The 24,093-nt window shown below is 60.7% G+C and carries 24 protein-coding genes; 12 read left to right on the top strand and 12 right to left on the bottom strand.

The window, feature by feature from the left end:
* Window positions 1-9: 9 nt before the first annotated feature.
* Window positions 10-483, top strand: a complete 474-nt coding sequence (locus AC193Q_RS20110) for an Lrp/AsnC family transcriptional regulator (protein WP_121182846.1) — start codon at window positions 10-12, stop codon at window positions 481-483.
* Between the two features lie 33 nt (window positions 484-516).
* On the opposite strand, the gene lpdA is transcribed toward AC193Q_RS20110, so the two are convergent.
* A complete protein-coding gene (lpdA, locus tag AC193Q_RS20105; protein WP_121182844.1) occupies window positions 517-1,917 on the bottom strand; it encodes a dihydrolipoyl dehydrogenase in 1,401 nt (466 codons plus the stop codon).
* A gap of 210 nt (window positions 1,918-2,127) precedes the next feature.
* Between lpdA and hflK (AC193Q_RS20100) the strand changes: the two genes are divergently transcribed.
* The 5 genes from hflK (AC193Q_RS20100) (at window position 2,128) to cfaB (ending at window position 9,493) form a co-directional block, all read left to right on the top strand.
* Complete coding sequence (hflK, locus tag AC193Q_RS20100) at window positions 2,128-4,089, top strand: protease modulator HflK (RefSeq protein ID WP_121182842.1); 1,962 nt, start codon at window positions 2,128-2,130, stop codon at window positions 4,087-4,089.
* Window positions 4,086-5,132, top strand: a complete 1,047-nt coding sequence (hflC, locus tag AC193Q_RS20095; protein WP_041073820.1) for a protease modulator HflC — start codon at window positions 4,086-4,088, stop codon at window positions 5,130-5,132. Before hflK (AC193Q_RS20100) ends, hflC begins: the two co-directional genes overlap by 4 nt.
* Complete coding sequence (gene hflK, locus AC193Q_RS20090; protein WP_121182840.1) at window positions 5,129-6,190, top strand: protease modulator HflK; 1,062 nt, start codon at window positions 5,129-5,131, stop codon at window positions 6,188-6,190. Before hflC ends, hflK (AC193Q_RS20090) begins: the two co-directional genes overlap by 4 nt.
* Window positions 6,187-8,094 carry a cation-translocating P-type ATPase gene (locus AC193Q_RS20085; protein WP_121182838.1) on the top strand — a complete coding sequence of 636 codons (1,908 nt, stop codon included), beginning with the start codon at window positions 6,187-6,189 and terminating at the stop codon, window positions 8,092-8,094. Before hflK (AC193Q_RS20090) ends, AC193Q_RS20085 begins: the two co-directional genes overlap by 4 nt.
* A 211-nt stretch (window positions 8,095-8,305) precedes the next feature.
* Window positions 8,306-9,493, top strand: a complete 1,188-nt coding sequence (gene cfaB / locus AC193Q_RS20080; RefSeq protein WP_483878723.1) for a C17 cyclopropane fatty acid synthase CfaB — start codon at window positions 8,306-8,308, stop codon at window positions 9,491-9,493.
* Between the two features lie 42 nt (window positions 9,494-9,535).
* Here the strand turns inward: cfaB and cls are convergent, their stop codons facing one another.
* On the bottom strand, window positions 9,536-10,975 hold the full coding sequence (gene cls / locus AC193Q_RS20075; RefSeq protein ID WP_095667958.1) for a cardiolipin synthase: 1,440 nt from the start codon (window positions 10,973-10,975) through the stop codon (window positions 9,536-9,538).
* A 132-nt stretch (window positions 10,976-11,107) separates the two neighbouring features.
* Here cls and AC193Q_RS20070 point away from each other — a divergent pair, with 132 nt between their 5' ends.
* Window positions 11,108-11,626 (top strand): DUF3617 domain-containing protein, encoded by a 519-nt coding sequence (locus AC193Q_RS20070; RefSeq protein WP_027610324.1) that lies wholly within the window; start codon window positions 11,108-11,110, stop codon window positions 11,624-11,626.
* A 94-nt stretch (window positions 11,627-11,720) separates the two neighbouring features.
* Here the strand turns inward: AC193Q_RS20070 and AC193Q_RS20065 are convergent, their stop codons facing one another.
* The 6 genes from AC193Q_RS20065 to folE2 are packed head-to-tail and all read right to left on the bottom strand — an operon-like array spanning window position 11,721 to window position 16,927.
* The gene (locus AC193Q_RS20065; RefSeq protein WP_121182837.1) at window positions 11,721-13,052 is read right to left on the bottom strand and encodes a dihydroorotase; all 1,332 of its coding nucleotides are present in this window, start codon (window positions 13,050-13,052) and stop codon (window positions 11,721-11,723) included.
* A gap of 3 nt (window positions 13,053-13,055) precedes the next feature.
* On the bottom strand, window positions 13,056-13,616 hold the full coding sequence (locus tag AC193Q_RS20060; RefSeq protein WP_047297349.1) for a gamma carbonic anhydrase family protein: 561 nt from the start codon (window positions 13,614-13,616) through the stop codon (window positions 13,056-13,058).
* Window positions 13,613-14,488, bottom strand: coding sequence for a metal ABC transporter substrate-binding protein (locus AC193Q_RS20055; protein ID WP_121182835.1), 876 nt, complete (start codon window positions 14,486-14,488; stop codon window positions 13,613-13,615). Before AC193Q_RS20055 ends, AC193Q_RS20060 begins: the two co-directional genes overlap by 4 nt.
* Before the next feature lie 11 nt (window positions 14,489-14,499).
* Window positions 14,500-15,366: a metal ABC transporter permease gene (locus AC193Q_RS20050; RefSeq protein ID WP_047297347.1), complete on the bottom strand. Its 867-nt coding sequence runs from the start codon at window positions 15,364-15,366 to the stop codon at window positions 14,500-14,502.
* Window positions 15,366-16,034 carry an ATP-binding cassette domain-containing protein gene (locus AC193Q_RS20045; RefSeq protein WP_121182833.1) on the bottom strand — a complete coding sequence of 223 codons (669 nt, stop codon included), beginning with the start codon at window positions 16,032-16,034 and terminating at the stop codon, window positions 15,366-15,368. The genes AC193Q_RS20050 and AC193Q_RS20045 overlap by 1 nt, the downstream gene beginning before the upstream one ends.
* Entirely contained in the window at window positions 16,031-16,927 is an 897-nt protein-coding gene (gene folE2 / locus AC193Q_RS20040; RefSeq protein ID WP_121182831.1) for a GTP cyclohydrolase FolE2, read from the bottom strand. Before folE2 ends, AC193Q_RS20045 begins: the two co-directional genes overlap by 4 nt.
* Before the next feature lie 84 nt (window positions 16,928-17,011).
* Between folE2 and AC193Q_RS20035 the strand changes: the two genes are divergently transcribed.
* Complete coding sequence (locus AC193Q_RS20035; RefSeq protein ID WP_121182829.1) at window positions 17,012-18,214, top strand: N-acetylmuramoyl-L-alanine amidase; 1,203 nt, start codon at window positions 17,012-17,014, stop codon at window positions 18,212-18,214.
* Here AC193Q_RS20035 and AC193Q_RS20030 read toward each other — a convergent pair.
* The gene (locus AC193Q_RS20030; protein WP_047297507.1) at window positions 18,211-18,588 is read right to left on the bottom strand and encodes a hypothetical protein; all 378 of its coding nucleotides are present in this window, start codon (window positions 18,586-18,588) and stop codon (window positions 18,211-18,213) included. The genes AC193Q_RS20035 and AC193Q_RS20030 overlap by 4 nt on opposite strands.
* A 233-nt stretch (window positions 18,589-18,821) precedes the next feature.
* On the opposite strand from AC193Q_RS20030, the gene zigA reads away from it, so the two are divergent.
* Both zigA and AC193Q_RS20020 read left to right on the top strand, forming a co-directional pair.
* Window positions 18,822-20,027 carry a zinc metallochaperone GTPase ZigA gene (zigA, locus tag AC193Q_RS20025; protein ID WP_047297343.1) on the top strand — a complete coding sequence of 402 codons (1,206 nt, stop codon included), beginning with the start codon at window positions 18,822-18,824 and terminating at the stop codon, window positions 20,025-20,027.
* The gene (locus AC193Q_RS20020; RefSeq protein WP_121182827.1) at window positions 20,027-20,677 is read left to right on the top strand and encodes a DUF1826 domain-containing protein; all 651 of its coding nucleotides are present in this window, start codon (window positions 20,027-20,029) and stop codon (window positions 20,675-20,677) included. The genes zigA and AC193Q_RS20020 overlap by 1 nt, the downstream gene beginning before the upstream one ends.
* Window positions 20,678-20,681: 4 nt before the next feature.
* Here the strand turns inward: AC193Q_RS20020 and AC193Q_RS20015 are convergent, their stop codons facing one another.
* Window positions 20,682-21,038 (bottom strand): hypothetical protein, encoded by a 357-nt coding sequence (locus AC193Q_RS20015; protein ID WP_047297341.1) that lies wholly within the window; start codon window positions 21,036-21,038, stop codon window positions 20,682-20,684.
* Window positions 21,039-21,066: 28 nt separating this feature from the next.
* On the opposite strand from AC193Q_RS20015, the gene AC193Q_RS20010 reads away from it, so the two are divergent.
* A complete protein-coding gene (locus AC193Q_RS20010) occupies window positions 21,067-22,038 on the top strand; it encodes a CobW family GTP-binding protein (RefSeq protein ID WP_121182825.1) in 972 nt (323 codons plus the stop codon).
* Between the two features lies 1 nt (window position 22,039).
* Here AC193Q_RS20010 and AC193Q_RS20005 read toward each other — a convergent pair whose 3' ends face one another.
* Window positions 22,040-22,453, bottom strand: coding sequence for a DUF3301 domain-containing protein (locus AC193Q_RS20005; RefSeq protein WP_025112628.1), 414 nt, complete (start codon window positions 22,451-22,453; stop codon window positions 22,040-22,042).
* Between the two features lie 117 nt (window positions 22,454-22,570).
* Between AC193Q_RS20005 and pdxY the strand changes: the two genes are divergently transcribed.
* A complete protein-coding gene (pdxY, locus tag AC193Q_RS20000) occupies window positions 22,571-23,443 on the top strand; it encodes a pyridoxal kinase PdxY (protein WP_047297339.1) in 873 nt (290 codons plus the stop codon).
* 95 nt (window positions 23,444-23,538) lie between these two features.
* On the opposite strand, the gene AC193Q_RS19995 is transcribed toward pdxY, so the two are convergent.
* Window positions 23,539-24,021, bottom strand: a complete 483-nt coding sequence (locus AC193Q_RS19995) for an acyl-CoA thioesterase (protein ID WP_003229693.1) — start codon at window positions 24,019-24,021, stop codon at window positions 23,539-23,541.
* Window positions 24,022-24,093 lie beyond the last annotated feature (72 nt).

Genomic DNA, 24,093 nt, shown 5'->3' with positions numbered 1-24,093 from the left:
CTGCCAACCATGAAACTCGACGCTTTTGACCGCAAGATTCTCGCGGCGCTGCAACGCAACGGCCGGCTGAGCAACGTCGAACTGGCGGATGAGATCGGCCTGTCGGCGTCACCGTGCCTGCGTCGGGTGCGGATGCTCGAGGAGGCCGGGGTGATTCGTGGCTATCAGGCCAACCTCGATCGCGATGAGGTGGGGTTGGGGCTGACGGTGTTTGTCGGGGTCAAGTTCGAGCGCCACAACGATGAACAGGCCGAAGCCTTTTACGCGGCGGTCACGGCACTGCCGGAGGTGATTTCAGCGTTTCTGGTGTCCGGGGAATCGGACTTTCTGTTGCAAGTGGTGGTGCCGGACCTGCGCGCGTATGACCGCTTTCTCAGCGGCTGCCTGCTGAAGCTGCCGGGGGTGAGTGACATTCGCAGCAACTTTGCAATTCACACCGTGAAGACGCCGGGGGCGTTGCCGTTGGGGCATCTGCCGCTGTAGAGCGGGTTGCTCCCACAGAGTTTGGGTGACCACCTACATCTGCGTCGCCATCCCCTCGACATTCATCGCCGCCTGACGCAGCGCCTCGGAGCGGGTCGGGTGCGGATGGCAGGTCAGCGCGATGTCTTCGGCCGAGGCGCTGAACTCCATGGCCACGCAATATTCACCAATCATTTCGCTGACACTCGGGCCGACTAGGTGCACACCGAGGATTTCGTCTGTGCGTTCGTCGGCGAGGACTTTGGCAAAGCCTTCGGTTTCGTGATTGATCTTCGCCCGACTGTTGGCGGTGAACGGGAATTTGCCGACTTTGTAGGCACGTCCTTCGGCCTTCAGTTGCTCTTCGGTCTTGCCGACGCTGGCCAGTTCCGGCCGGGTGTAGATGACGTTGGGAATCAAGTCGTAATTGACCTCGCCGGCCTTGCCGACGATCTGTTCGACACAGGCCATCGCTTCGTCTTCAGCTTTGTGCGCGAGCATCGGCCCGGACGTTACGTCGCCGATTACCCAGACGCCATTGACTTCGGTGCGGTGCTGGCGGTTAGCGAGCATGCCGCGCTTGTCGGTGCTCAGGCCGACGTTCTCCAGGCCCAGGCCTTTGGTGTACGGGCGCCGGCCGATCGCGACCAGTACGTAGTCGGCGTCCAGTAACTCGGCGCTGCCGCCCGCTGCAGGTTCGACGCTGAGTTGCACTCCGTTGGCCGAGGGCGTGGCGCTGGTGACCTTCGAGCTCAATTTGAAGCTGATGCCTTGCTTGCTCAGCGAACGCTGCAGGGTCTTGCCGGCCTCGGCATCGACGCCCGGACAGATGCGGTCGAGGTATTCGACCACGGTCACCTGGGCGCCGAGACGCCGCCAGACCGAGCCCAGCTCCAGGCCGATCACTCCGGCACCGATGACCACCAGATGCTTCGGTACTTCGCTCAGCGACAGTGCACCAGTGGAGTCGAGGATGCGCTGATTGTCGATCTCGACGCCGGGCAGGGGCGTGGGTTCGGAGCCGGTGGCAATGATGATGTCCTTGGCGCTCAGCTCGGTCGTGTTGCCCTGATCGTCGGTCACCGTGACTTTGCCCGGACCCTCGATGTGGCCCCAGCCTTTGATCCAGTCGACCTTGTTCTTGCGAAACAGAAACTCGATGCCTTTGGTCAGGCCGCTCACGCTGTCGTCTTTCTGTTTCATCATTTGCGCGAGGTTGAGCGTGGGTTTGACCTCGATGCCGAGGTTGGCGAACTCCGCACCCATGGCCGCGTCGTACAGCTCCGAAGCATGCAGCAAGGCCTTGGACGGCATGCAGCCGACATTCAGGCACGTGCCGCCGAGGGTGGCGCGGCCTTCCACACACGCGGCTTTCAGGCCCAACTGGCCGGCGCGGATCGCCGCGTTATAACCACCGGGGCCGCCGCCCAGAATGACCACGTCGTAGTGACTCATGCTCTTGCTCCTCGTTGGGGATGCGGATCGCTAAAAGTAGTAGGCGATTAAAATTACGAACGTAATATGTGCGTTTCCGGACATTTCGGTCAAGGCTTCAGGCAAGCGACAGGTTGCGCATCTTTAGATAAGCGAATTTGTGTACGAATATTTCACGCTTTTCGTTATATCGTAACGATTGGACCGGTGAATCAATGGCTTTGGGGTGATATGCAAGTCGATCTGGATGTCGATGGCACGCAAGTGACCGGGTTGCCGCGCTTTCAGCAAGCGGCTGCGCAGGGGCGACGATTGCGCCGTCTGGCCTTTGGCCTCGGTGGATTGGCCGGGGCAGGGTGGGTGCTGGCGTTGTTTGTCGAGCTGTTTGCCGCGCAATCGATATGGCCGGCCTTGCTGGTGAATCTGGGCGCGGCGTTGCTGGTGCTGGTCGCCGGACTGCAGTCGGCGTGGTGGGTGACTCAATGGCGTGCACGGGTCATGCACCCAGTGGCGCAGCAACCGCTGAACGAGGTCGAGCAAACCGCTCCTGACGGCTGGTACGAACGGTTGCTGGAGCATTTGAGTCAGCGCGGTCTGCACCTGCTCGGTCAGATTGGCGCGGCCACGTTGTGGCTGGGCGGCTGGTCGGTGCTGGCGATTATCGGCATCGAACAAGTCTGGAACCTTGCGTTGCCGCCCGCTGCGGTTGGGCTGTCGGCCACGGTGGGCGCCGTGCTGATGTTGCTGTTGGGTTTCGGCCTGTTGGTGCTGGAGCGGCAACTGGCTCAGGAGAATCCGGCGCAATGGCCGGAAGCCGGTTCGCTCGCACAACTGTCGCGCGTCGCGATCATCAGTCTGGTACTGGGTGCGATGTGCCTGTTGTTTGCCAGTGAAACTTCCGTGTGGCCGGTGCGGCTGGCGGTTCTCATCGGGATCCTGCCGGGATCGGTCGCGATCGAGTTGCTATTGCGCGCAGTTCTGTCGGTGTTCAGCCCTCGACGCGAGCAGCTGGAACCGACCCTGCTGGCGCGCAGTTTTGTTGCCGATATGCTGCGTTGGCCACCACAGCCGTTACTCGCTTTGCAGCACGAATTGCACAACCGTTTCGGCATCGATTTGCGCCAGATCTGGGCGTTCAGCTACATGCGCCGCGCTTTTCTGCCGGTGCTGGCGCTGGTCGCCGCCGTCGGCTGGCTGCTGACCGGGATCCACGAAATCCCGCTGCAGGGGCGCGGTATCTACGAGCGCTTCGGCAAACCGGTACAAGTCTTTGGCCCTGGCTTGCACGCCGGTTTGCCGTGGCCACTGGGCCGTGTATTGAGCGTCGAGAACGGCGTGGTGCACGAATTGGCAACCAGCGTCGGCGATGCTCCGGCGCCAACCCAGGCTGAGCCTGCCGAAGGCCCGGCGCCGTTGACCGCCAACCGCTTGTGGGATGCCAGCCACGTTAACGACAAATCCCAAGTGATCGCCAGCAGCCGTGGCGATCAGCAGAGCTTTCAGATCGTCAACATGGACGTGCGCTTCGTTTATCGCATTGGTCTGAGTGATCAGGATGCTTTGGCCGCGACTTACAACAATGCCGATGTGCCGACGCTGATTCGCAGCACCGCGAGCCGGATTCTGGTGCACGATTTTGCCTCGCGTACCCTCGACGGTCTGCTCGGTGCTGACCGGGTAGGGCTGGGCGAAGAAATCGGTCGCGCGGTGCAAGGCGATCTGCAGAAGCTCAACAGCGGTGTGGAAATTCTCGCCACCGTGGTCGAAGCGATTCACCCGCCAGCCGGCGCCGCCAACGCTTATCACGGTGTGCAAGCGGCACAGATCGGCGCTCAGGCGTTGATCTCCCGTGAGCGCGGTGCGGCGGCTGAAGCCAGTAACCAGGCGTTGTTGCAGGCCAGCCTTGCCCGTGATCAGGCCAGTGCCAGCGCTCGTGAAATCAACGCCACGGCGCAGGCGGCAGACCTGAAGTTCAGCGCTGAACAGAAAGCTTATGCCAGCGCTGGTCAGGCATTCGTGCTGGAGCAATACCTCAGCCAACTTAGCCACGGTCTGAGCAAAGCCAAACTGTTGGTACTCGACCACCGATTAGGCGGCAGCAGCAATGCGCCGACTATCGACCTGCGTACGTTCACGCTGCCGGCTGATCCGACGCCCGCGCGCACCACCGCTCAACCAGGAGTTGCCCCTTGAGCCAGTCGCACACTCACGATTCCCATGACCACAGCGGCCACGATCACGGCCACGCCGGGCATCACCATCATCATGGGCATCATCACCATCACCACGGTGCGCCGGAAGACGCGGGACCGTTCCCTTGGCGGCGGATGGGCTGGGCACTGTTGCTGGTGGGGTTTGCCATCGCGGCGGCGAGCCTGGTGCAAGTGCGCTCGGGGGAGGCCACGGTCATCACCCGTTTCGGTAATCCCTCGCGGGTGCTGCTTGAGCCGGGTTTGAGCTGGCGCTGGCCGGCACCGTTCGAAGCGGCGATCCCGGTAGACCTGCGCTTGCGTACCACTTCCAGCGGTTTACAGGACGTCGGTACCCGCGACGGTTTGCGCATCATCGTTCAGGCCTACGTGGCGTGGCAGGTGCAGGGTGATCCGGACAACGTGCAGCGTTTCATGCGCGCGGTGCAGAACCAGCCGGACGAAGCGGCGCGGCAGATTCGCACCTTTGTCGGCTCGGCGCTGGAAACCACCGCCAGCAGTTTCGACCTGGCGGATCTGGTGAATACCGATGCCGGCAAAGTGCGTATTGCCGATTTCGAAGCGCAACTGCGTCAGCAGATCGACCAGCAGTTGCTGGCCACTTACGGTGTGCGTGTGGTGCAGGTGGGCATCGAACGCCTGACCTTGCCTTCGGTCACGCTCACCGCCACGGTCGATCGGATGCGCGCCGAGCGTGAAACAATTGCCACCGAACGCACCGCCATCGGCAAGCGAGAAGCGGCGCAAATTCGATCTGCCGCCGAGCGCGATGCACGAATTGTTCAGGCTGACGCGACAGTTAAAGCCGCAGAAATCGAAGCGCAATCCCGAGTCGAAGCGGCGCAAATTTATGGCCGTGCCTACGCTGGATCGCCGCAGTTGTACAACCTGCTGCGTTCGCTGGACACCCTGGGCACTATCGTCACGCCGGACACCAAGCTGATCCTGCGTACCGACGCCGCACCATTCCGTGTGCTGGTGGACGGCCCGCCGAATGTCGAAAATAAATCCGGATCGCAGCCATGAGTGATGAAGTTCCACGTGGAACACATTCGCTGAGCAGTCCGTGGATTCAGGCCGGACGTTTGGCGTTTTTCGCCTTGTATGCTGTGACGGTATTGGCTGCGTTGGCTTGGGCATTTTCCAATGTGCGGCAGATCGATCCGCAAAATCGGGCCGTGGTACTGCATTTTGGCGCGCTGCAGCGTATTCAGGATGCCGGGCTGTTGCTGGCCTGGCCGCAGCCGTTCGAGCAGGTGGTTTTACTACCGGCAGCGGATCGGGTGATTGAGCGCCGAGTGGAAAACCTGCTGCGCAGCAGCGAGGCGATCAAGGCTGATCGTGTAGCGACTTTCGCCACACCGCTGAGCGATGCCCTGGCCGGTTCCGGTTACTTGCTGACGGGGGACGCCGGCGTGGTGCAACTGGATGTGCGGGTGTTTTACAAAGTGACCGACCCTTACGACTTCGTCCTGCAGGGTGATCATGTGCTGCCGGCGCTGGATCGGCTGGTCACCCGCAGCGCTGTGGCTTTGACCGCCGCGCGGGATCTGGACACGATTCTGGTCGCCCGTCCGGAGTTGATCGGTGCTGATAACCAGGCCGCCGAAAGACGTGAGCGTCTGCGCGGTGATCTGGTGCAAGGCATCAACAAGCGCTTGGCTGAGTTGAAGGCAAGCGGGCAGGGCATCGGCATTGAAGTGGCGCGGGTCGACGTGCAGTCGAGTCTGCCGGATCCTGCGGTCAGCGCTTTTAATGCGGTTCTGACCGCCAGCCAGCAAGCCGACAAAGCCGTCGCCAATGCACGCACCGAAGCAGAAAAACTCACCCAGACCGCCAATGAACAAGCCGACCGCACCCTGCAAGTGGCCCACGCGCAGGCCAGCGAACGGCTGGCAAAAGCCGCTGCCGACACCGCCACGGTGCTGAGCCTGGCCAAGGCGCAACAACAGGGTACGGACCCGCAGATGCTCCTGCGGCTGTACCGTGAACGCATGCCGAAGATTCTCGGCCAGGCCGGTTCAGTGACCACGGTCGATCCAAAAGACGATTCCCGCCTGATCATTCAGGGAGCCAGTAAATGACTGCGACCACTGCCGCACCGAGCCTGTTGTCCTCGGCCGAACAGCGCCGCGCCGCACGGCAATTGACCCTGGCGATGCTCGCCCTTGGCTTGCTCGGCCTCGGTCTGCTCTGGCGCTGGCTGTTACCGGAGCAAACCGGTGTCAGTCAGTTGCTGCTGGGTTTCGCTTCTCTATTGGTGGCGGTGCCGGTGATGCGCTCGGCGTGGTACAGCCTGCGTTATCCGAGCCTGCACGGCATCACCGATCAACTGATTGCCCTGGCGATGCTTGGTGCCTGGGCGACCGGCGATCTGCTGACCGCCGCGTTGCTGCCGATCATCATGATCTTCGGCCACGTGCTGGAAGAGCGCAGCGTGATCGGCTCGCAGGAAGCGATTCACGCCCTCGGCCAGTTGACCCGCAGTCACGCGCGCAAGATTCAGACCGATGGCTCGATCATCGAAGTCGATAACGGCACGCTGAAACCCGGCGACACGGTAGAGGTGCGCGCCGGAGATCGGGTGCCAGCGGATGGCCGAGTGTTGTTCGGCCAGGCCAGCCTCGACACAGCGTCGATTACCGGTGAGTCGGTTCCGGTGGAAACGGCGGTGGGCATGACGGTGTTTGGCGGCGCGATCAACCTCGATGGCTTGCTGCGCATCGAGGTGACCCGTACCGGCGATCAATCGACGCTGGGCAAAGTCATTGCGCTGATGCAGAACGCCGAGCGCTCGAAGCCGCCCATCACGCGCCTGCTTGAGCGCTATGCCGGTAGCTACATGGTGCTGGTGTTGCTGCTGGCGGCGGTGACCTGGTTTATCACCCATGACGCGCAGGCGATGCTCGCGGTGCTGGTGGCGGCATGTCCCTGCGCTTTGGTGCTGTCGGCACCGGCCACAGCGATTGCCGGTGTGGCGGTGGCGGCGCGCCACGGCATTCTGATTCGCAGTTCGGCGTTCCTTGAGGAGTTGGCAGATCTCACTTCACTGGTGGTCGACAAAACCGGCACGCTGACTTACGGCACTTTGCGTTTGCAATCGATCAGCAGCCCACGGCTGGATCAGGCCTCGGTGATGACACTGGCCGCCAGCCTCGGGGCGGCCAGCAGCCATCCGGTCAGCCGCGCGTTGGCCGGGCTGGTCAGTCAGGACCAGAGCCTGCCGCTGACGGATATTCATGAGCGTCAGGGTCTCGGTGTAGTCGCCACGACCGCCCAAGGCGAGGCGGCGTTGGGCCGGCTCGAGTTGTTCGCGCAACTGGGCATCGTCACCACCACCGTTCCCGAGCACGACGGGCCGATTGCCGGATTGGCACTGAACGGCGAATTTGTCGCCTGGCTGTTGCTGGCCGACAGCGTCAAACCGGAAGCCCGCTTTGCCCTCAGCGAATTGCGCGAGCTCGGTCTGGGTCGCCAGTTGCTGCTGACGGGCGACCGCCAAAGTGTTGCTCAGACCCTGGCCCGCGAGGTCGGCCTGCAAGAGCTGGAAGCGCAGGCGCTGCCCGAGGACAAACTCAACCGCGTACTGAAGGAAATCGACAACGGTTATCGGCCGATGGTGGTGGGCGACGGCATCAATGATTCGCTGGCACTGAAGGCTGGTGTGGTCGGTGTCGCAATGGGCGCGGACGGCGCTGACATTGCGCTGGCCTCGGCGGATATCGTCTTGATCGGCAGTGATCTGCGCCGCCTCGGTACTTGTGTGCGGCTCAGCCGCCAATGCCGACGAACCTTGCAGGTTAACGTGATCATCGGTCTGGGCTGGACACTGGCGATTGTCGTCTTCGCCGCCTTCGGCTGGCTCGGCGCGGCCGGGGCGATGATCGCCGCGCTGCTGCACAACCTCAGTACGTTGCTGGTGTTGGGCAATGCCGGACGGCTGCTGCGGTTTCAGGAGCCATTGCTCAAGCTCAAGGACGGTCATTGAAATGAGTTTCAGCGAACTGTGCGCCGAATAGGCAGTCATCTATGTAGAAGGCGCACACTTCATTGCCGGTTTCCGTGTCGAAATCACGGGTTGCATTCCGGCCTGCTGGAGCGTCTGAAACGATAGTCTCGGCTAATTAAATCGATAGCCTGCTATTTTTCAAGGATGGTCTACCCTCAGATCTGACGTCTGAAACAAGGGGGGATTTTCCATGCTCGCGCAACTTCCACCGGCCTTACAGAATCTGCAGCTTCCGCTTCGCTTGCGACTCTGGGACGGCCATGAGTTCAATCTGGGGCCGACGCCCAGCGTCACCATCGTGGTCAAGGACCCGACGATGGTCACCCAGTTCACCCATCCAAGCCTCGACGCGCTGGGGGCGGCGTTTGTTGAAGGCAAGCTTGAACTGGAGGGCTCGATCAGCGAGGTCATCCGGGTCTGCGACGAATTGAGCAGCGCCTTGCTCGATGAAGATGAAGGCGCTCAGCCAGTGCGTGCAGTGCATGACAAGGAAACCGACGCCAAAGCCATTTCCTATCACTATGACCTGTCCAACGCGTTCTATCAGTTGTGGCTGGACAGCGACATGGCGTATTCCTGCGCATATTTCGAAACGGGCAGCGAAACCCTGGAGCAGGCGCAGCAAGCCAAATTCCTTCATCTGTGTCGCAAGCTGCGTTTGCAGCCGGGCGATTACCTGCTGGATGTCGGTTGCGGCTGGGGTGGTCTGGCGCGTTACGCCGCGCGTGAATTCGGCGCCAAAGTGTTCGGCATCACCCTGAGCAAGGAACAGCTGGAACTGGCCCGTGAGCGCGTCAAGGCCGAAGGCCTGGAAGACCAGGTCGAACTGCAACTGCTCGACTACCGCGACCTGCCGCAGGACGGGCGTTTCGACAAGGTGGTCAGTGTCGGTATGTTCGAGCACGTCGGCCACGCCAACCTCGCCGAATACTGCAAAGTCCTGTTTGGCGCGGTGAAGGAGGGCGGTCTGGTGATGAACCATGGCATCACCGCCAAGCACACCGACGGTCGCCCGGTGGGACGCGGTGCCGGCGACTTCATCGAGAAATACGTGTTCCCCAACGGCGAGTTGCCACACCTGGCGATGATCTCCGCCGAGATCAGCGAAGCCGGGCTGGAAATCGTCGATGTCGAAAGCCTGCGCCTGCATTACGCGCGCACGCTGGATCACTGGAGCGAGCGGCTGGAGGATAACCTCGAGGCCGCCGGGAAACTGGTGCCGGATCAGGCGCTGCGCATCTGGCGCCTGTATCTGGCCGGGTGTGCCTACGCGTTTGCCCGGGGCTGGATCAATCTGCATCAGATTCTGGCAGTCAAGGCTCATCCGGACGGCAGCCATGAACTGCCCTGGACCCGTGACGACATCTACAACCCTTGATGCCTGAACCATGCCCTCTCCCTTGGAGAGGGTGATGGGCTTCTAGAGGATCGGTGAAATAAGCCGGGCGATCCGCATGCCGAGCTGTTGCAGGCGGTGGATCTCCCGGCTTTCCTCTTTGGCAACCTCGTAAGCCTGCTCGAAATCATCGTTGAGCATCCGTTCCACGTGGGCGGCGAATTCGCTGTCGACGGTCAGTAGCATCACTTCGAAATTCAGCCGGAACGAACGGTTGTCCAGATTGGCGCTGCCGATGGCGCTGATTTCGCTGTCGATCAACACCACTTTCTGATGCAGGAACCCCGGTTCGTAGCGGAACACCCGCACGCCGGCGCGCACCGCTTCGAATGCGTACAGGCTGGACGCGGCGTAGACGATGCGGTGATCGGGGCGCGATGGCAGCAGCAGGCGCACGTCGACGCCGCGCAGCACCGCCAGGCGCAACGCGGCGAACACGGCTTCATCGGGAATGAAGTACGGGCTGGTGATCCACACCCGCTCGGTTGCGGCGTGGATCGCTTCGACGAAGAACAGCGAACAGGTTTCGTAGGCGTCGGCCGGGCCGCTGGCCAGCAACTGACAGAGCACGCCGTCGTCCGGGTAAACATCCGGCAGGATCAGCGGCGGCAATGTGCGCGCGGCCCAGAACCAATCCTCGGCAAATGACTCCTGCATGCAGGCCACCACCGGCCCGCGCACTTGCACATGGGTATCGCGCCATGGCGCCAACGGCGGCTTCTCGCCCATGTATTCATCGCCAACGTTGTGCCCCCCAACAAAGCCGAGCACGCCATCGACCACGACGATTTTGCGGTGGTTGCGGAAATTCACCTGGAAGCGATTGAGCCAGCCGCTACGTGTGGCGAAGGCTTTGACCTCGACACCGCCATCGCGCAACGCCTGTACATAACTGTGGGGCAGGGCGTGGCTGCCGATGCGGTCGTAGAGCAGATAAATCGCCACGCCTTCGGCAGCTTTCTTCAGCAACAGATCGCGCAGGCGCTGCCCGAGGCGGTCGTCATGGATGATGAAAAACTGGATCAGTACGGCTTCGCGCGCTTGATCGATGGCCTGGAAAATCGCCTCGAAGGTCGCGTGGCCATTCACCAGCAGTTGCACTTCGTTATTCGCCAGGCATGGCATCCGCCCCAGTTTGGGCATGGCCCGTAGCGAGGCATAGGCATTTGAGGCGCGGGCGGTGAGGGCTTCTTCGACCCACGGTCGCCAGTTCAACTCGGAGATCGCCTGGCGCATCTGTTCGTTGGCCTGGCGCCGTGCCTTGATATAGCCGTCGAAGGTGCTGCGGCCGAAAACCAGATAAGGGATGAGTGTCAGGTAGGGAATGAAAATCAGCGACAATGCCCAGGCGATCGAGCCCTGGGCGGTGCGAACGGTCAGCACCGCGTGGATCGCGGCGATCAAGCCGAGGCTATGTATGAGGGCGATCAGATAGCCGAAAATGTGCGGTCCAAAATAATCCATGGGGCAGCCTTGCTCCTGAAGACTCAATGCGTAACAGACCATGTTCCGAGGCGAATGTCGCTATTTAATTGGTGCATGAACCGAAGCAATCGGCCGACGTCTAACGGCCACTACTGATCAGGAGTTTTTTCGATGAACGTTCGTCTGCTGGGTTTGGCGCTGGGCCTGGGTTTGGCAATGCCGGTGGTTGCGCAGGCGCAAATGCTGCAGCCGGGGCTGTGGGAAATGACCTCGAGCAACGTCAAGGTCGATGACCAGCCCATGGATGTGCAATCGATCCTCGGCCAGTTGCAAGGCCAGATGACCCCGCAACAGCGGGCGGCGCTCGAGAAGAACGGGATCAACATCGGCGGCAAGGGCATTCGTGCCTGCCTGACGCCGCAGCAGGTCGCGACCAACGATATTCCGCTGGCCGATCCGCAGTCGGGCTGCAAGCAGCAGATCACCGAGCGCACCGGCAACCAGTGGAAATTCCGCTTCAGCTGCCCGAAAGCGCAAGGCACGGGTGTCGCGACGTTCCTCAGTGATCGTGAGTTCACCACCGTGGCCAACGGCACGTTCAATGCGATCGGAATCAACCAGAAGGGCAGTCTGGAAACCCGTGCGGTGTGGTTGGGTCAGGATTGCGGCACTGTGAAGCCAAGAGCTTAAAAGCTTCGCGAGCAAGCTCGCTCCCACAGGGCCAGAGCGATTCCTGGTGGGAGCGAGCCTGCTCGCGAAGACGTTCTGTCAGACACCTGATCATTCAACGCATAAACCGCAGCGGCAGCCCCTGACAGCTTTCGTTGATGCGCTGCTCCCGCCAGGCAATCTGCCCCGACACCAACGTCGTATCCACCCGATAGCGGAAAGTCTTGTCAGCAAACGGCGACCATCCGCACTGCGACAGAATCGGTTGCCGCGACACCTCCATGGCCGCGGGCTCAACCAGCACCAGATCCGCCCAATACCCCTCGCGCAAATAACCCCGATCCGGAATCGCAAACAGATCCGCCACCCGATGGCTGGTCTTCGCCACCAACGTGGTGATCGGCAGCACGCCATCGGCCACCAGCTCCAGCAGTGCCGGCAGGGCGTGTTGCACCAGCGGCAAACCGGACGGTGCTTCGGTGTAAGGACGCTGTTTTTCCGCCCAGGTGTGCGGTGCATGATCGCTGCCGATCACATCCAGCCGGTTACTCAGCAGCGCCGCGCGCAAGGCATCGCGGTCGGCCTGGTTCTTGATCGCCGGGTTGCATTTGATCAGGTTGCCGAGTGCTGGATAGTCGCGGTCATCGAACAGCAGGTGGTGCAGGCAGACTTCAGCGCTGATGTGCTTTTGAGTGAGAGGCTTGTCTTCGAACAGCTCCAGCTCGCGAGCGGTGGTCAGGTGCAAAACGTGCAGGCGGGTGCCGTGACGTCGGGCCAGTTCCACCGCCAGCGAAGAGGATCGGTAGCAAGCTTCGGCATCGCGGATCAGTGCGTGGATATTCGCCGGCAGGTGGTCGCCGAGGCGTTCGCGCAGACGTGCTGCATTGGCCTCGATGCTTGGTGTGTGTTCACAATGCGCCAGCAGAATCGTCGGCACTTCGGCGAACAGACGTTCGAGGGTCTGCGGATCATCCACCAGCATATTGCCAGTGGAGGCGCCCATGAACACTTTGACCCCGGCCACTTCGCAGGGGTTGAGCGCGGCCACGGTGTCGAGGTTGTCCTGACTGACACCGAAGTGGAAGCCATAGTTGGCCACGGAGTTGATCGCCGCCCGACGCTTTTTATCCGCCAGCGCTTCCAGGGTGAGCGTGGCCGGTTGGGTGTTGGGCATGTCCATGAAACTGGTGATGCCACCCGCCACCGCTGCGCGCGACTCGGAGTGAATACTGCCCTTGGCCGGCGCTCCCGGTTCGCGAAAATGCACCTGATCATCAATCATCCCCGGCAACAGCCATTGGCCATTGGCGTCGATCTCCACACGGGCATTTTCACCGTCGATGCGGCCCGCGATCTTGACGATGCGACCATGGCTGACCAACAGATCGCCGTCGAACTCGCGTCCTTCATTGACCAGTCTGGCGTTGCGAATCAGCACGCTGCTCATGGTTCAGAACTCGTTCTGCAAGGCTTTGTAACCGCGCACCAGATCGACATTGGTGCGCGCCACGTCTTCGGAAAACTCCGAGGCGCTGACACTCACCGGCGGGAACTGCGAGAGGTCGGTGTTGGGGCCGATGCGGGTGGTGGAGGGCACGTAGAACGCGTCCGGCAAATCGCGGCCATCGACCACCGAGTTGTGCCGCACCACACAGCCGTCACCGACCACGCAATTGAACAGCACGCTGTTGAAGCCGATGAACACCCGGTCGCCGACCACGCACGGGCCATGCACGATCGAGCGGTGAGCGATCGAGGTGAATTCGCCGATGGTCACGGCAGCGCCGGATTTGGAATGGATCACCACGCCGTCCTGGATGTTCGAATTGGCGCCGATGGTGATCGGCTCCATCGTGCCCGAAGCGTCGACTTCGTCGGCGCGGATCACTGCGTAGGGGCCGACGAAAACGTTCTCGCCAATGATCACCTTGCCGCAGATGATCGCGGTTTTGTCGACGTAGGCCGACTCGGCAATTTGCGGCAAATCGCCTGAGGGGTTTTTGCGGATCATGGTTGGCTCAGCGCGTCGTAAAGGGTGTTGAGGTTGTATTCGAACAGTCCGGTAAAGCTGCTGGCCGGGCCACTGGCGGCGAGGGCATCGGAGTACAACGTGCCGCCGATATGCGCGCCACTTTCCTCAGCGATCTGCTTGAGCAGGCGCGCGTCCTTGATGTTTTCCATGAACACCGCTTTGACCTTGGCCTGACGGATCTGCGTGATCAGTGCAGCGACTTCGGCGGCCGATGGCTCGCGCTCGGTGGACAGACCTTGCGGCGCCATGAAGTCGATGCCGTAGGCCTGCCCGAGATAACCGAAGGCGTCGTGGCTGGTGACGATCTTTCGATTGCCCGGTGGCAGCGAGCCGAGCTTGGTCTTGGCTTCGGCGAGCAGGGCGTAGATCTGTTTCAGGTAGGTCTGGCTGTTGCGTTGATAATCGGCCTTGTTCGTCGGATCGGCAGCGATCAGCGCCTTGGTGATATTGGCGATGTACAGCTCAGTGTTAGCCAGGTTGTGCCAGGCGTGCGGGTCGGGAATGGTTTCACCGTCTTCATCGAGCGAGCGCGGAATCACACCGTGGCTGGCACTGATGAGCGGGGCCTGGGTGCCGGTGCTGGTCACCAGTCGATCGAGCCATGGTTCGAAACCGAGGCCGTTCTTGATGATCAGCTTGGCGTTAAGCAGCGCTTTGGCGTCGTCCGGTGTTGGCTCATAGGTGTGCGCGTCGGCGTCCGGGCCGACCATGTTGGTGATCTGGATATGCTCGCCGCCGACCTGATGCACCATGTCGGCGAGGATGCTGAAGCTGGTGACCACCGGCAATTTTTCCGCCGCCGATAACGACATCGACAGCAGCAAGCTGAACAACACGAGTAGAACGCGCATCGGGAAACACCTCATTGGGATGTGAGCAAAGGCGGGCGGCGCAGCAGACCGTGAACCGGTCCGAACACCACGGACAGCAAGTAGACGGACCCCGCGACCAGCACGATGGCCGGCCCGCTGGGCAGCGAGTAGTCGAACGACAGCAACAATCCAAGCCACACCGACAGGCAGCCAATGAGTGCGGAGATGGCAATCAGGCTTGGCAGACGACGACTCCAGAACCGTGAGGCAGCGGCAGGCAGCATCATCAGACCCACCACCATCAAGGCGCCGATGGCCTGGAAACCGATCACCAGATTGAGCACCACCAGGGTCAGGAACACGCCGTGGGCGAGAGGGCCGAGGCGGCTGACGGTTTGCAGGAATAGAGGATCGAGGGTGTCGAGCAGCAGCGGTTTGTAGATGACTGCCATGGCGATCAGGCTGAGGGCCGAGACCCATAACATGCCGTTGAGTGTCGGGCCGTCGACGGCGAGCGCCGAGCCGAACAGCAAGTGCAGCAAGTCGAGGCGTTTGCCGGCGATGCCGAGAATCAGCACGCCGCTGGCGAGTGAGATCGGGTAGATCGCGGCGAGGCTGGCATCTTCGCGCAAACCGGTGCGACGGGTAATCCACGCAGCCAGCCCGGCCATGCTCAGGCCCGCACCCAGACCGCCGAACGTTAGCGCGGGCAGACTCAGACCGGCGAACCAGAAGCCCAATGCGGCGCCGGGAAGAATGCCGTGAGCGACGGCGTCGCCGATCAGGCTCATGCGCCGCAGTATAAGAAAAACGCCGAGCGGTGCTGTGCTGCAGGCCAATACCAGTCCGCCGAGCAGCGCTCGGCGCATGAACAGGAACTCGCTGAACGGTTGCCAAAGGTGAGCGACGGTGAGCATCAAGCCACCTGCGTGCCAGGTGTTTGCTGGATCAGCTCGACGCTGTCGCCAAACACGCATTCGTGGTTTTTGATCAGCAGTGTCTGCGGGATGTGTTGGCGGACGGCGGCCAGGTCGTGGCAGACCACCAACAAGGTTCGACCTTCGGCGTGCCAGGCGTGGATGTGTTGCCAAAGCAATTGCTGACCCAGTTCGTCGAGCGCAGCGTGGGGTTCGTCGAGAAGGAGTAGTGGCGCGTCAGCCAGACTCAAACGGGCGAGCAATGCGCGTTGCAGTTCGCCACCGGAGAGCGCCATCAGTGGGCGCTTCTCGAGTCCGCTCAAGTGCCAATTATCGAGTGCATGAGTGAGGCGCTGTGCGCGCAGTTGGGTTGACAATCGACGGCCCCAGAACCCGGCAGCCACCAGTTCTTCCAGGCTGATGGGAAACTGTCGATCGAGGTGTTGCTGTTGCGGCAGGAACGACAATCCTCCTTGGCGTGGAACCCCTAGCGCAATTTTTCCGGTCAAGGGTTTTTGCAGCCCGGCGATGACTTTCAGCAGGCTGCTTTTACCGCAGCCGTTAGCGCCGACGATAGCGCTCAGACTGCCACTTTCCAGCGTGACCGTCAGTGGTGAAGTCAGCGGTTGCCCCGGGGCGCCCCAACTCAAAGAATGGCAGCGGATCATGCGTGTTCTCGATGCCAGTGGCTTTCGGCGACGGCGTCGTGGGCGTGCAGACTTTCAGCGTGAATCACTCGCAGGTGGAATCCGCTGACACCGGGGCAGCGCCGCAGGGCCAGATTGAGTCGTCGCGCGGCGTCTTCGCAGAACATCAGGTTCTGCCCATTGGCCAGTGCAAAGGCTTGTTCGTCGGCGCGTTTCACGGCGGTTTGCACGGCGGTACCCAGTGCGGCTTCAGCGTCGTTGATGATCACGCTCAGGGGCAGCTCATCGATAAACTCATCCAGGTGCATATGCAATTGCGCGATGCTGCGTTGGCTGTGCGGAGTGGCAACGATGCCGTGGCTTGATCCAAGCCAAGCCAGAACTTCAGCGTGCTGCAGTGGCTTATTGGCAAAATCATCGATGAACTGCTGCTGGATCAGTTGCCTCGCTAATGCGGCTGAGCACGGGCAGGTCGAGGAGTAGGGCACATCGATCTTGAGTTCCACGTGGAACACGTTGTTTTTGAGGCTGGCAGAAATGCTCACTGGATAGCTTTTCCACCCCGCCAGTGGGCTGACCAACGCGGGTCGTTTCAGCAGCACTTCGCTGTGGATGTTCAGATAGGCATTGCTGGATAAGCCCTCGTGGCTGGCCAGAAAATCGTCCAGCACCTGATGCAAAACCCGTGGAGAAAGGTTCTGCTGCTCAAGCGTTGCCAAGGCCAGATACAACCGTGACATGTGAATGCCACGCGCCTCACCATCGTCAAGACTGACGCCTGCATCTGCCTTAGCGCTCAGACGCTGGCCATCCAATAAAACCGGCAAGGCAATGCCGCGCATTCCCACCCACTCAAGCGGTAATGCTTGTCGAGAGGCTTGAGTGGCGATATCCGGAAGTGTCAGCGAATTCATGTTCGGAACCATCGTGTTGACTGAATTGGATGTTACATTATAACAATTCAAATCACGATGCTTTCTTCATGAACGGGTTTTCATATGCACAGACGCCACTTGCTCAGTTTGTTTTTGGCCAGCGCAGCCTTGGCTCTGCCCTTCAGTGTCTCGGCAACCCAAGTGCGAAATGCGCGGCTCTGGCGTTCGGGTGAAAAGCTGCGACTGGTCTTCGATTTAAGCGGCCCGGTGCGCTACAAAACGTTCACGTTGAGCGCGCCAGAGCGCTTGATCATTGACCTGTCCGGGGCGAGTCTGAGTGGTGATTTCAGTCAATTGCCGTTAGCAGATACGGCCATTCGCTCGATCCGCGCCGGGCATTTTGGTCAAGACGATACCCGGATCGTTCTCGATCTGAACACTACCGTTGTATTGAACAGCTTTGTTTTGGCACCGCAGAATGGTCAAGGGCACCGTTTGGTTCTCGACCTGGTGAACGCTGATAAAGTCCTGAGCAGCGCAGTGGTTCCACGTGAAACATCCACGAATAACCATCACCTTAAACGCGACATCATTGTCGTGGTTGATCCCGGACACGGTGGTAAAGACCCTGGCGCCGTCGGCGCCAAGGGTGAGCGGGAAAAGGACGTGGTGCTGTCCATCGCACAATTGCTCGCCAAACGTCTTAAAAAGGAGAAGGGCTTCGACGTGAAATTGGTGCGCAATGACGATTTTTTCGTGCCCCTTCGCAAGCGTGTAGACATTGCCCGTCAGCACAAGGCCGACATGTTTATCTCCGTGCACGCCGATGCAGCGCCGCGACTGACGGCGTCGGGAGCTTCGGTGTATTGCCTGTCAGAAGGGGGTGCGACGTCAGCGACTGCACGCTTCATGGCACAGCGCGAGAACGGCGCAGATCTGCTTGGCGCGACCAGTCTGCTCAATCTCAAGGACAAGGATCCGATGCTCGCCGGCGTGATCCTCGACATGTCGATGAACGCCACCATCGCCGCCAGTCTGCAACTCGGCAGCAGCATATTGGGCAGTCTGCAGGGCATCACCACATTGCATCAAAAGCGCGTGGAACAGGCGGGATTTGCGGTGCTGAAGTCGCCGGATGTGCCGTCGATCCTGGTAGAAACCGGGTTTATTTCCAACGCGCGTGACAGCCAGCGCCTAGTGACAACTCGACATCAACAGGCTATCGCTAATGGGTTGTTTGAAGGATTGCAGCGCTATTTCCAGCAGAACCCGCCAACCGACAGCTACATCGCCTGGCAGCAGGCGCAGCAAAAGGTGCAGGTTTAGCAGCCGGTGATCCGGCTGCAGGTGAACTTCGCGCTGCTGCCGCCTGAGCTGGAGAAGCGATTGATCGTCGTCCAGCCAACTCGACGGGTGTAGCCGACCCAGGCTTCGCCGTCAGAGGCGATGCCGGTGAAGAACGTCAGTTGGCCGAACCGACTGTTGGTCTGCGCCCAGTAGCGTTTGCCGTCCTTTTCAAAGCCGCGCAGGTAAATCGTGCGGCCCACCGTATTCACGCTGTAGGCGTTGCCTTGCGCATCGACACATGCCAGCAGGTTAGCGCTGTGTGTGCACTTGGCGAGCATCGGCGCTTGTCCCCATACGTTGGCACCCGACAGCAATGCCAGACTCATTAGCGAGCATTTCAGGACATTTTTCATCACGGTTCCCGACGGGCAGATGGCATGCAGCTTCATGCTCTTTATCGGTTTGGGCAAGAGCAGGTCTGGCTAATTCATATTGTTATACTATAACATTAATTTTATTGAGCCTGAGTCCGCCGATTTAAAGCGTCAGCTTCTGCCGTCACGCTGTCTTGAAACTCTAGAACGAGGCGCGTTACGCCAAATCCGGCATAAACGCCCATCGGCCACCATCTGATGAGGATTATCCAATGTCATCTCCGCTTCCCGTGACCGTTCTTTCGGGCTTTCTCGGCGCTGGAAAAAGTACGGTTTTGAATTACGTACTACGTAATCGAGAAGGTTTGCGCGTTGCAGTCATCGTTAACGATATGAGCGAGATCAACATTGATGGCAGCGAAGTCCAGCGCGATGTCCGCCTGAACCGTGCTGAAGAAAAACTGGTAGAGATGAGCAACGGTTGTATCTGCTGTACGTTACGCGAGGACCTGTTGGAAGAGGTCAGCAAACTTGCTCGCGAAGGCCGTTTCGATTATCTGCTCATCGAATCCACCGGTATTTCCGAGCCGCTGCCGGTCGCCGAAACCTTCACCTTCCGCGATGAGCTGGGTCAGAGCCTCGCCGACGTTGCTCGACTCGACACCATGGTCACGGTAGTCGACGGCGTGAACTTTCTCCTCGACTATCAGGCTGCCGAGAGCCTCGCGTCCCGCGGCGAGACCTTGGGCGACGAAGATGAACGCTCGATCACCGACCTGTTGATCGAACAAATCGAGTTTGCCGACGTACTGCTGATCAGCAAGATCGACCTCATCAGCCGCCAGGCGCGTGACGAACTCACGGCAATTCTCAAGCGCCTCAATGCCCAGGCGGAAATCATCCCGATGGTGATGGGCGAGGTGCCGCTGGAGAAGATCCTCAACACGCGCCGATTCGATTTTGACAAAGCCGCCCAAGCGCCGGGCTGGCTGCAGGAATTGCGCGGTGAGCATGTACCGGAAACCACCGAGTACGGCATTGCTTCCACGGCTTATCGCGCACGCCGCCCGTTCCATCCGCAGCGTTTTTACAGCTTCATTGACCGTCCATGGACGAACGGCAAATTACTGCGCTCCAAGGGCTTTTTCTGGTTGGCCAGCAAACCCTCCGACGCAGGAAGCTGGTCGCAGGCAGGCGGCCTGATGCGCCACGGTTTCGCTGGACGCTGGTGGCGTTTCGTGCCGAAAAACCAATGGCCGCAGGATCAGGACAGTACCGCAGCAATCATGGAAAACTGGACGCCGAGTGTCGGAGATTGTCGTCAGGAGCTGGTGTTCATTGGTCAGAACATCGATTTCGTACAGCTCAAGTCGGAGCTTGATGCCTGCCTGCTGACTGACGAAGAAATGGCTGCTGGCGTAGACCGTTGGCGCACGCTGCCGGATCCGTTCGGCCCTTGGCACGATGAGGCCGCCTGATGCTTGCGCTCAAGCTGCAGCAGAATCGAGTACGTCATCAGCATCATGGGGCGACGCCGAAAACGCTGACTCGAATCCTCGAAGACGACGTCAATCTTGCGGTCTGGCAGCGCCAACTGCCGCTGCACATCGCCGATTTCGCAGCGTTGTTGCTGTCGCTCAACGAGCCACTGACGCAGTCGCTCTGCCTCGAATTGCCGGATGAAGACGGCGAGCCTGATCTCAGTGGACTGGCCGCCGGGTTCCGTGATCTGGAAGGCTACGAAGGCTTTGTCGCTGATCTGAGATGGCTGGTCAGTGCCTTCGCCTGCCTGCTGGGTGCACGGCGTATTGGCCTGCGCCTGCGGGTGCTGGACAAGGCCATGTGTCCGCGCTTCCACGTCGATCATGTGCCGGTGCGCCTGATCACCACGTATGGCGGAATCGGCAGTCAGTGGCTCGAGGAGGGCGCGATGGACCGTGAGCAATTGGGCCAGGCGAACGCTGAGCCAAACGACATGGCGAACATCCAGCAACTGCACAGTGGCGACGTGGCGCTATTGAAAGGCGAGAAATGGCACGGCAACGAAGGCTTCGGTCTGATCCATCGTTCTCCGCAACTGCCAGCGGGTGAACGACGGCTGCTGCTGACGCTCGACTGGCTCGGTTGATGGCTCAAGGCTTGAGCCATTTACCCTGGCTCTGGCCTTCGCAATACGGCTTCAAATACGCCATGTCTGAAGCCACGCCGTAATAGTGGATATCCTGGCGATAGGGCATATTGGCGACTTGCGCGTTGCTGCACACGCCGAACGCGCCGCTCGGGCATTGATCGACGTACTGCACCTCGACTTTCTGCCCGGCCAGGGTCGGTTGGCAGAACCCGTCGCTGAACAGCTTCTCGGGAATACTGCGGTTTTGCTGGCAAACCTTGACGTCGAGTCGTTCGCCCTGACTGTGCACAACGCAGGCTTGAGCCAAGGCTTCGCTCGACAGCAACATCAACAGCAACGACCATCCCATCCAACGCATGTCCAATCCCCTCAGAAAACGCCCAATCATGTTGCAGAACATTCCTACCCATGTCATCGCCGGCCCTTTGGGCGCCGGCAAGACCAGTCTGATTCGCCAGCTCATGGCCCAACGGCCGGAAGGCGAGCGCTGGGCGGTGCTGATCAACGAGTTCGGTCAGATCGGCCTCGATGCCGCATTGCTGACCCGCGACGCCGATGGTATCGCACTGGGCGAAGTCGCCGGAGGGTGCCTTTGTTGCGTGAACGGTGCGCCGTTTCAGATCGGCCTCGGTCGTTTGCTGCGCAAGGCCAGACCGGATCGGCTGTTCATCGAGCCGTCCGGACTGGGCCATCCGGCGCAATTGCTCAAGCAGTTGGGTGAGACGCCGTGGTTGGGTGTACTGGCGCTGCAGCCATGTGTGTCAGTGCTGGATGCCCAGGCACTGGCAGCCGGGAAAGCGTTGCCACCCGCTCAGCAGGACGCTTTGGGCAGCGCCGGTCTGCTGTTGCTGAACAAGGCAGAAGGTCTGGATGAGGCTGTGCGGCAGACCATCGCCGAGCGTTTGCCGGCGGTCAAATTGATCTGGACGCAGCAGGCGCAACTGTCTTTACGCGAGTTGCCGGGTGTGACGGCGCAAGCACTGGCGGGTGTGGATAACCTTGTTGTTCCGCAGGGGGCGGGACCGATTCCGGCGCTCTGGAGCGACCCGGCATCGCCGATCTGCCTGAGTCAGGCACAAGAGGGCGGTTGGAGCATCGGCTGGCGTTGGCACCCGGGACAGAGGTTCGATACGCAACGTCTGAGCCAATGGCTGCAGAGCCTGAACTGGCGGCGGGCGAAACTGGTTATCCATAGCGCCGAGGGCTGGTTCTCGGCCAATGCCGTGGATAACGCTGAACTGGATTGGCAGCCCAGTGAGTGGCGCCGGGATTCGCGTATCGAGCTGATTTTTGCCGACGCGCACAATGTCGCTGATTTGCAGGCAGGCCTGGCGCAATGCCAGATTCAGGCGAGTTAGTTCAAGGCTTCCACTTATTGTGTTCCTGACGCCACTGGCTCAGCTCGATCACTTCGGCCCGTGGGCGGGTAACCTCAACCACCGGTGGCGTGTCGTCGAACGGCGCCGGGTAGGGCGCCAGTTCAATCTGAGCGCTGTGCGCACCAAACTGGGTGATGGTGCCGTTGTGCCGGGTTTCGCCGGTCACGGTGAACTCGAAGTTATAGACCCGGGCCAGGCGCCGCCGGCCGCTGGCATCCTTGATCAAGCCGATTTTTTTCAACGCGACGTTACCGTCCAGCAGTTCGACGCCGACGTTGATGCAATGCTGCTTGACCCGCTCCAGCGCCCGCTCGCGCAAGCCGTGGTTGTGCCAAAGCCATGCGCCGGCAGCGGCGAACAGCATCAGCACGAAGATGTTTTCGAGGGTCAGCATCAACAAGAAACTCCAAAAGATTGGTCCAGCTTAACTGCGTCGCCGGTCTGTCGTACAGGCTGTGTTTCGTCGCATACTGCGCGGCTTGAATTTCAATCGTTTTACGGAATAACCCGAATGAAACGTACGCCTCATCTGCTCGCCATTCAGTCCCATGTGGTCTTCGGCCACGCCGGCAACAGCGCTGCGGTTTTTCCGATGCAGCGGGTCGGGGTGAACGTCTGGCCGCTCAACACCGTGCAGTTCTCCAACCATACCCAGTACGGCCAATGGGCCGGTGAAGTGCTGGCGCCGCAGCAGATCCCCGAACTGGTCGACGGCATTGCCGCCATTGGCGAGCTGGGCAACTGCGACGCTGTACTCTCCGGTTATCTGGGCAGCGCCGCGCAGGGCCGGGCGATTCTCCGTGGTGTCGAGCGCATCAAATCGGTCAATCCGAAGGCGTTGTACCTGTGTGACCCGGTGATGGGCCATCCGGAGAAAGGCTGCAGCGTGCCGGCCGAAGTCAGCGACTTTCTGCTGGAAGAAGCCGCGGCGGTGGCGGACATCATGTGTCCGAACCAGTTGGAACTAGACAGCTTCTCCGGGCGCAAGCCGCAGTCGCTGTTCGATTGCCTGGCGATGGCCCGGGCGCTGCTGGCGCGCGGGCCGAAAGCGGTGCTGGTCAAGCATCTGGATTATCCGGGCAAGCCGGCGGATGGTTTCGAGATGTTGTTGGTGACCGCTGATGAAAGCTGGCACTTGCGCCGGCCGCTGTTGGCGTTTCCGCGTCAGCCGGTGGGCGTGGGCGATCTGACGTCCGGGCTGTTCCTCGCGCGGGTGCTGTTGGGCGACAGCCTGGTGGCGGCGTTCGAGTTCACCGCAGCGGCGGTGCATGAGGTGCTGCTGGAGACCCAGGCGTGTGCCAGTTACGAGCTGCAACTGGTGCGGGCGCAGGACCGGATCGCGCATCCGCGGGTGAAATTCGAGGCGACGGCGATCAGTCTGTAATCGCGTTATTGTTCAAAAGATCGCAGCCTGCGGCAGCTCTAACAGGGTGAACATTAAGCCTCTGTAGGAGCTGCCGCAGGCTGCGATCTTTTGCTTTAAGCGTCGCCCTTGATCTCCTGATAACGCTTCTCCAGCTCCTGACGAATCTGCCGACGCTGCTGCGCCTGCATATAACGACGCTTGTCTTCGCTGTTCTGCGGTTGCAGCGGCGGTACGGCGGCCGGTTTGCGTTGGTCATCCACCGCAACCATGGTGAAGAAGCAGCTGTTGGTGTGGCGTACCGAGCGCTCGCGGATGTTCTCGGTCACCACTTTGATGCCGACTTCCATCGAAGTATTGCCGGTGTAGTTGACCGACGCGAGGAAGGTCACCAGTTCGCCGACATGGATCGGCTCGCGGAAAATCACCTGATCCACCGACAGCGTCACCACGTAGCGGCCGGCATAGCGGCTCGCGCAGGCGTAGGCCACTTCGTCGAGGTATTTGAGCAGGGTACCGCCGTGGACATTGCCAGAGAAGTTGGCCATGTCGGGGGTCATCAATACCGTCATCGACAGTTGGGCGTTTCCGGGTTCCATAACGTTCTCACGGATCAAGGCTGGATGGCTGGACGCACCTCTGCGGGTGCCTGGTGGCTTTTTCAAAAGCAC

Source organism: Pseudomonas sp. F2, from assembly GCF_057174385.1.
This window is presented reverse-complemented; position numbering and strand designations above follow the sequence as displayed.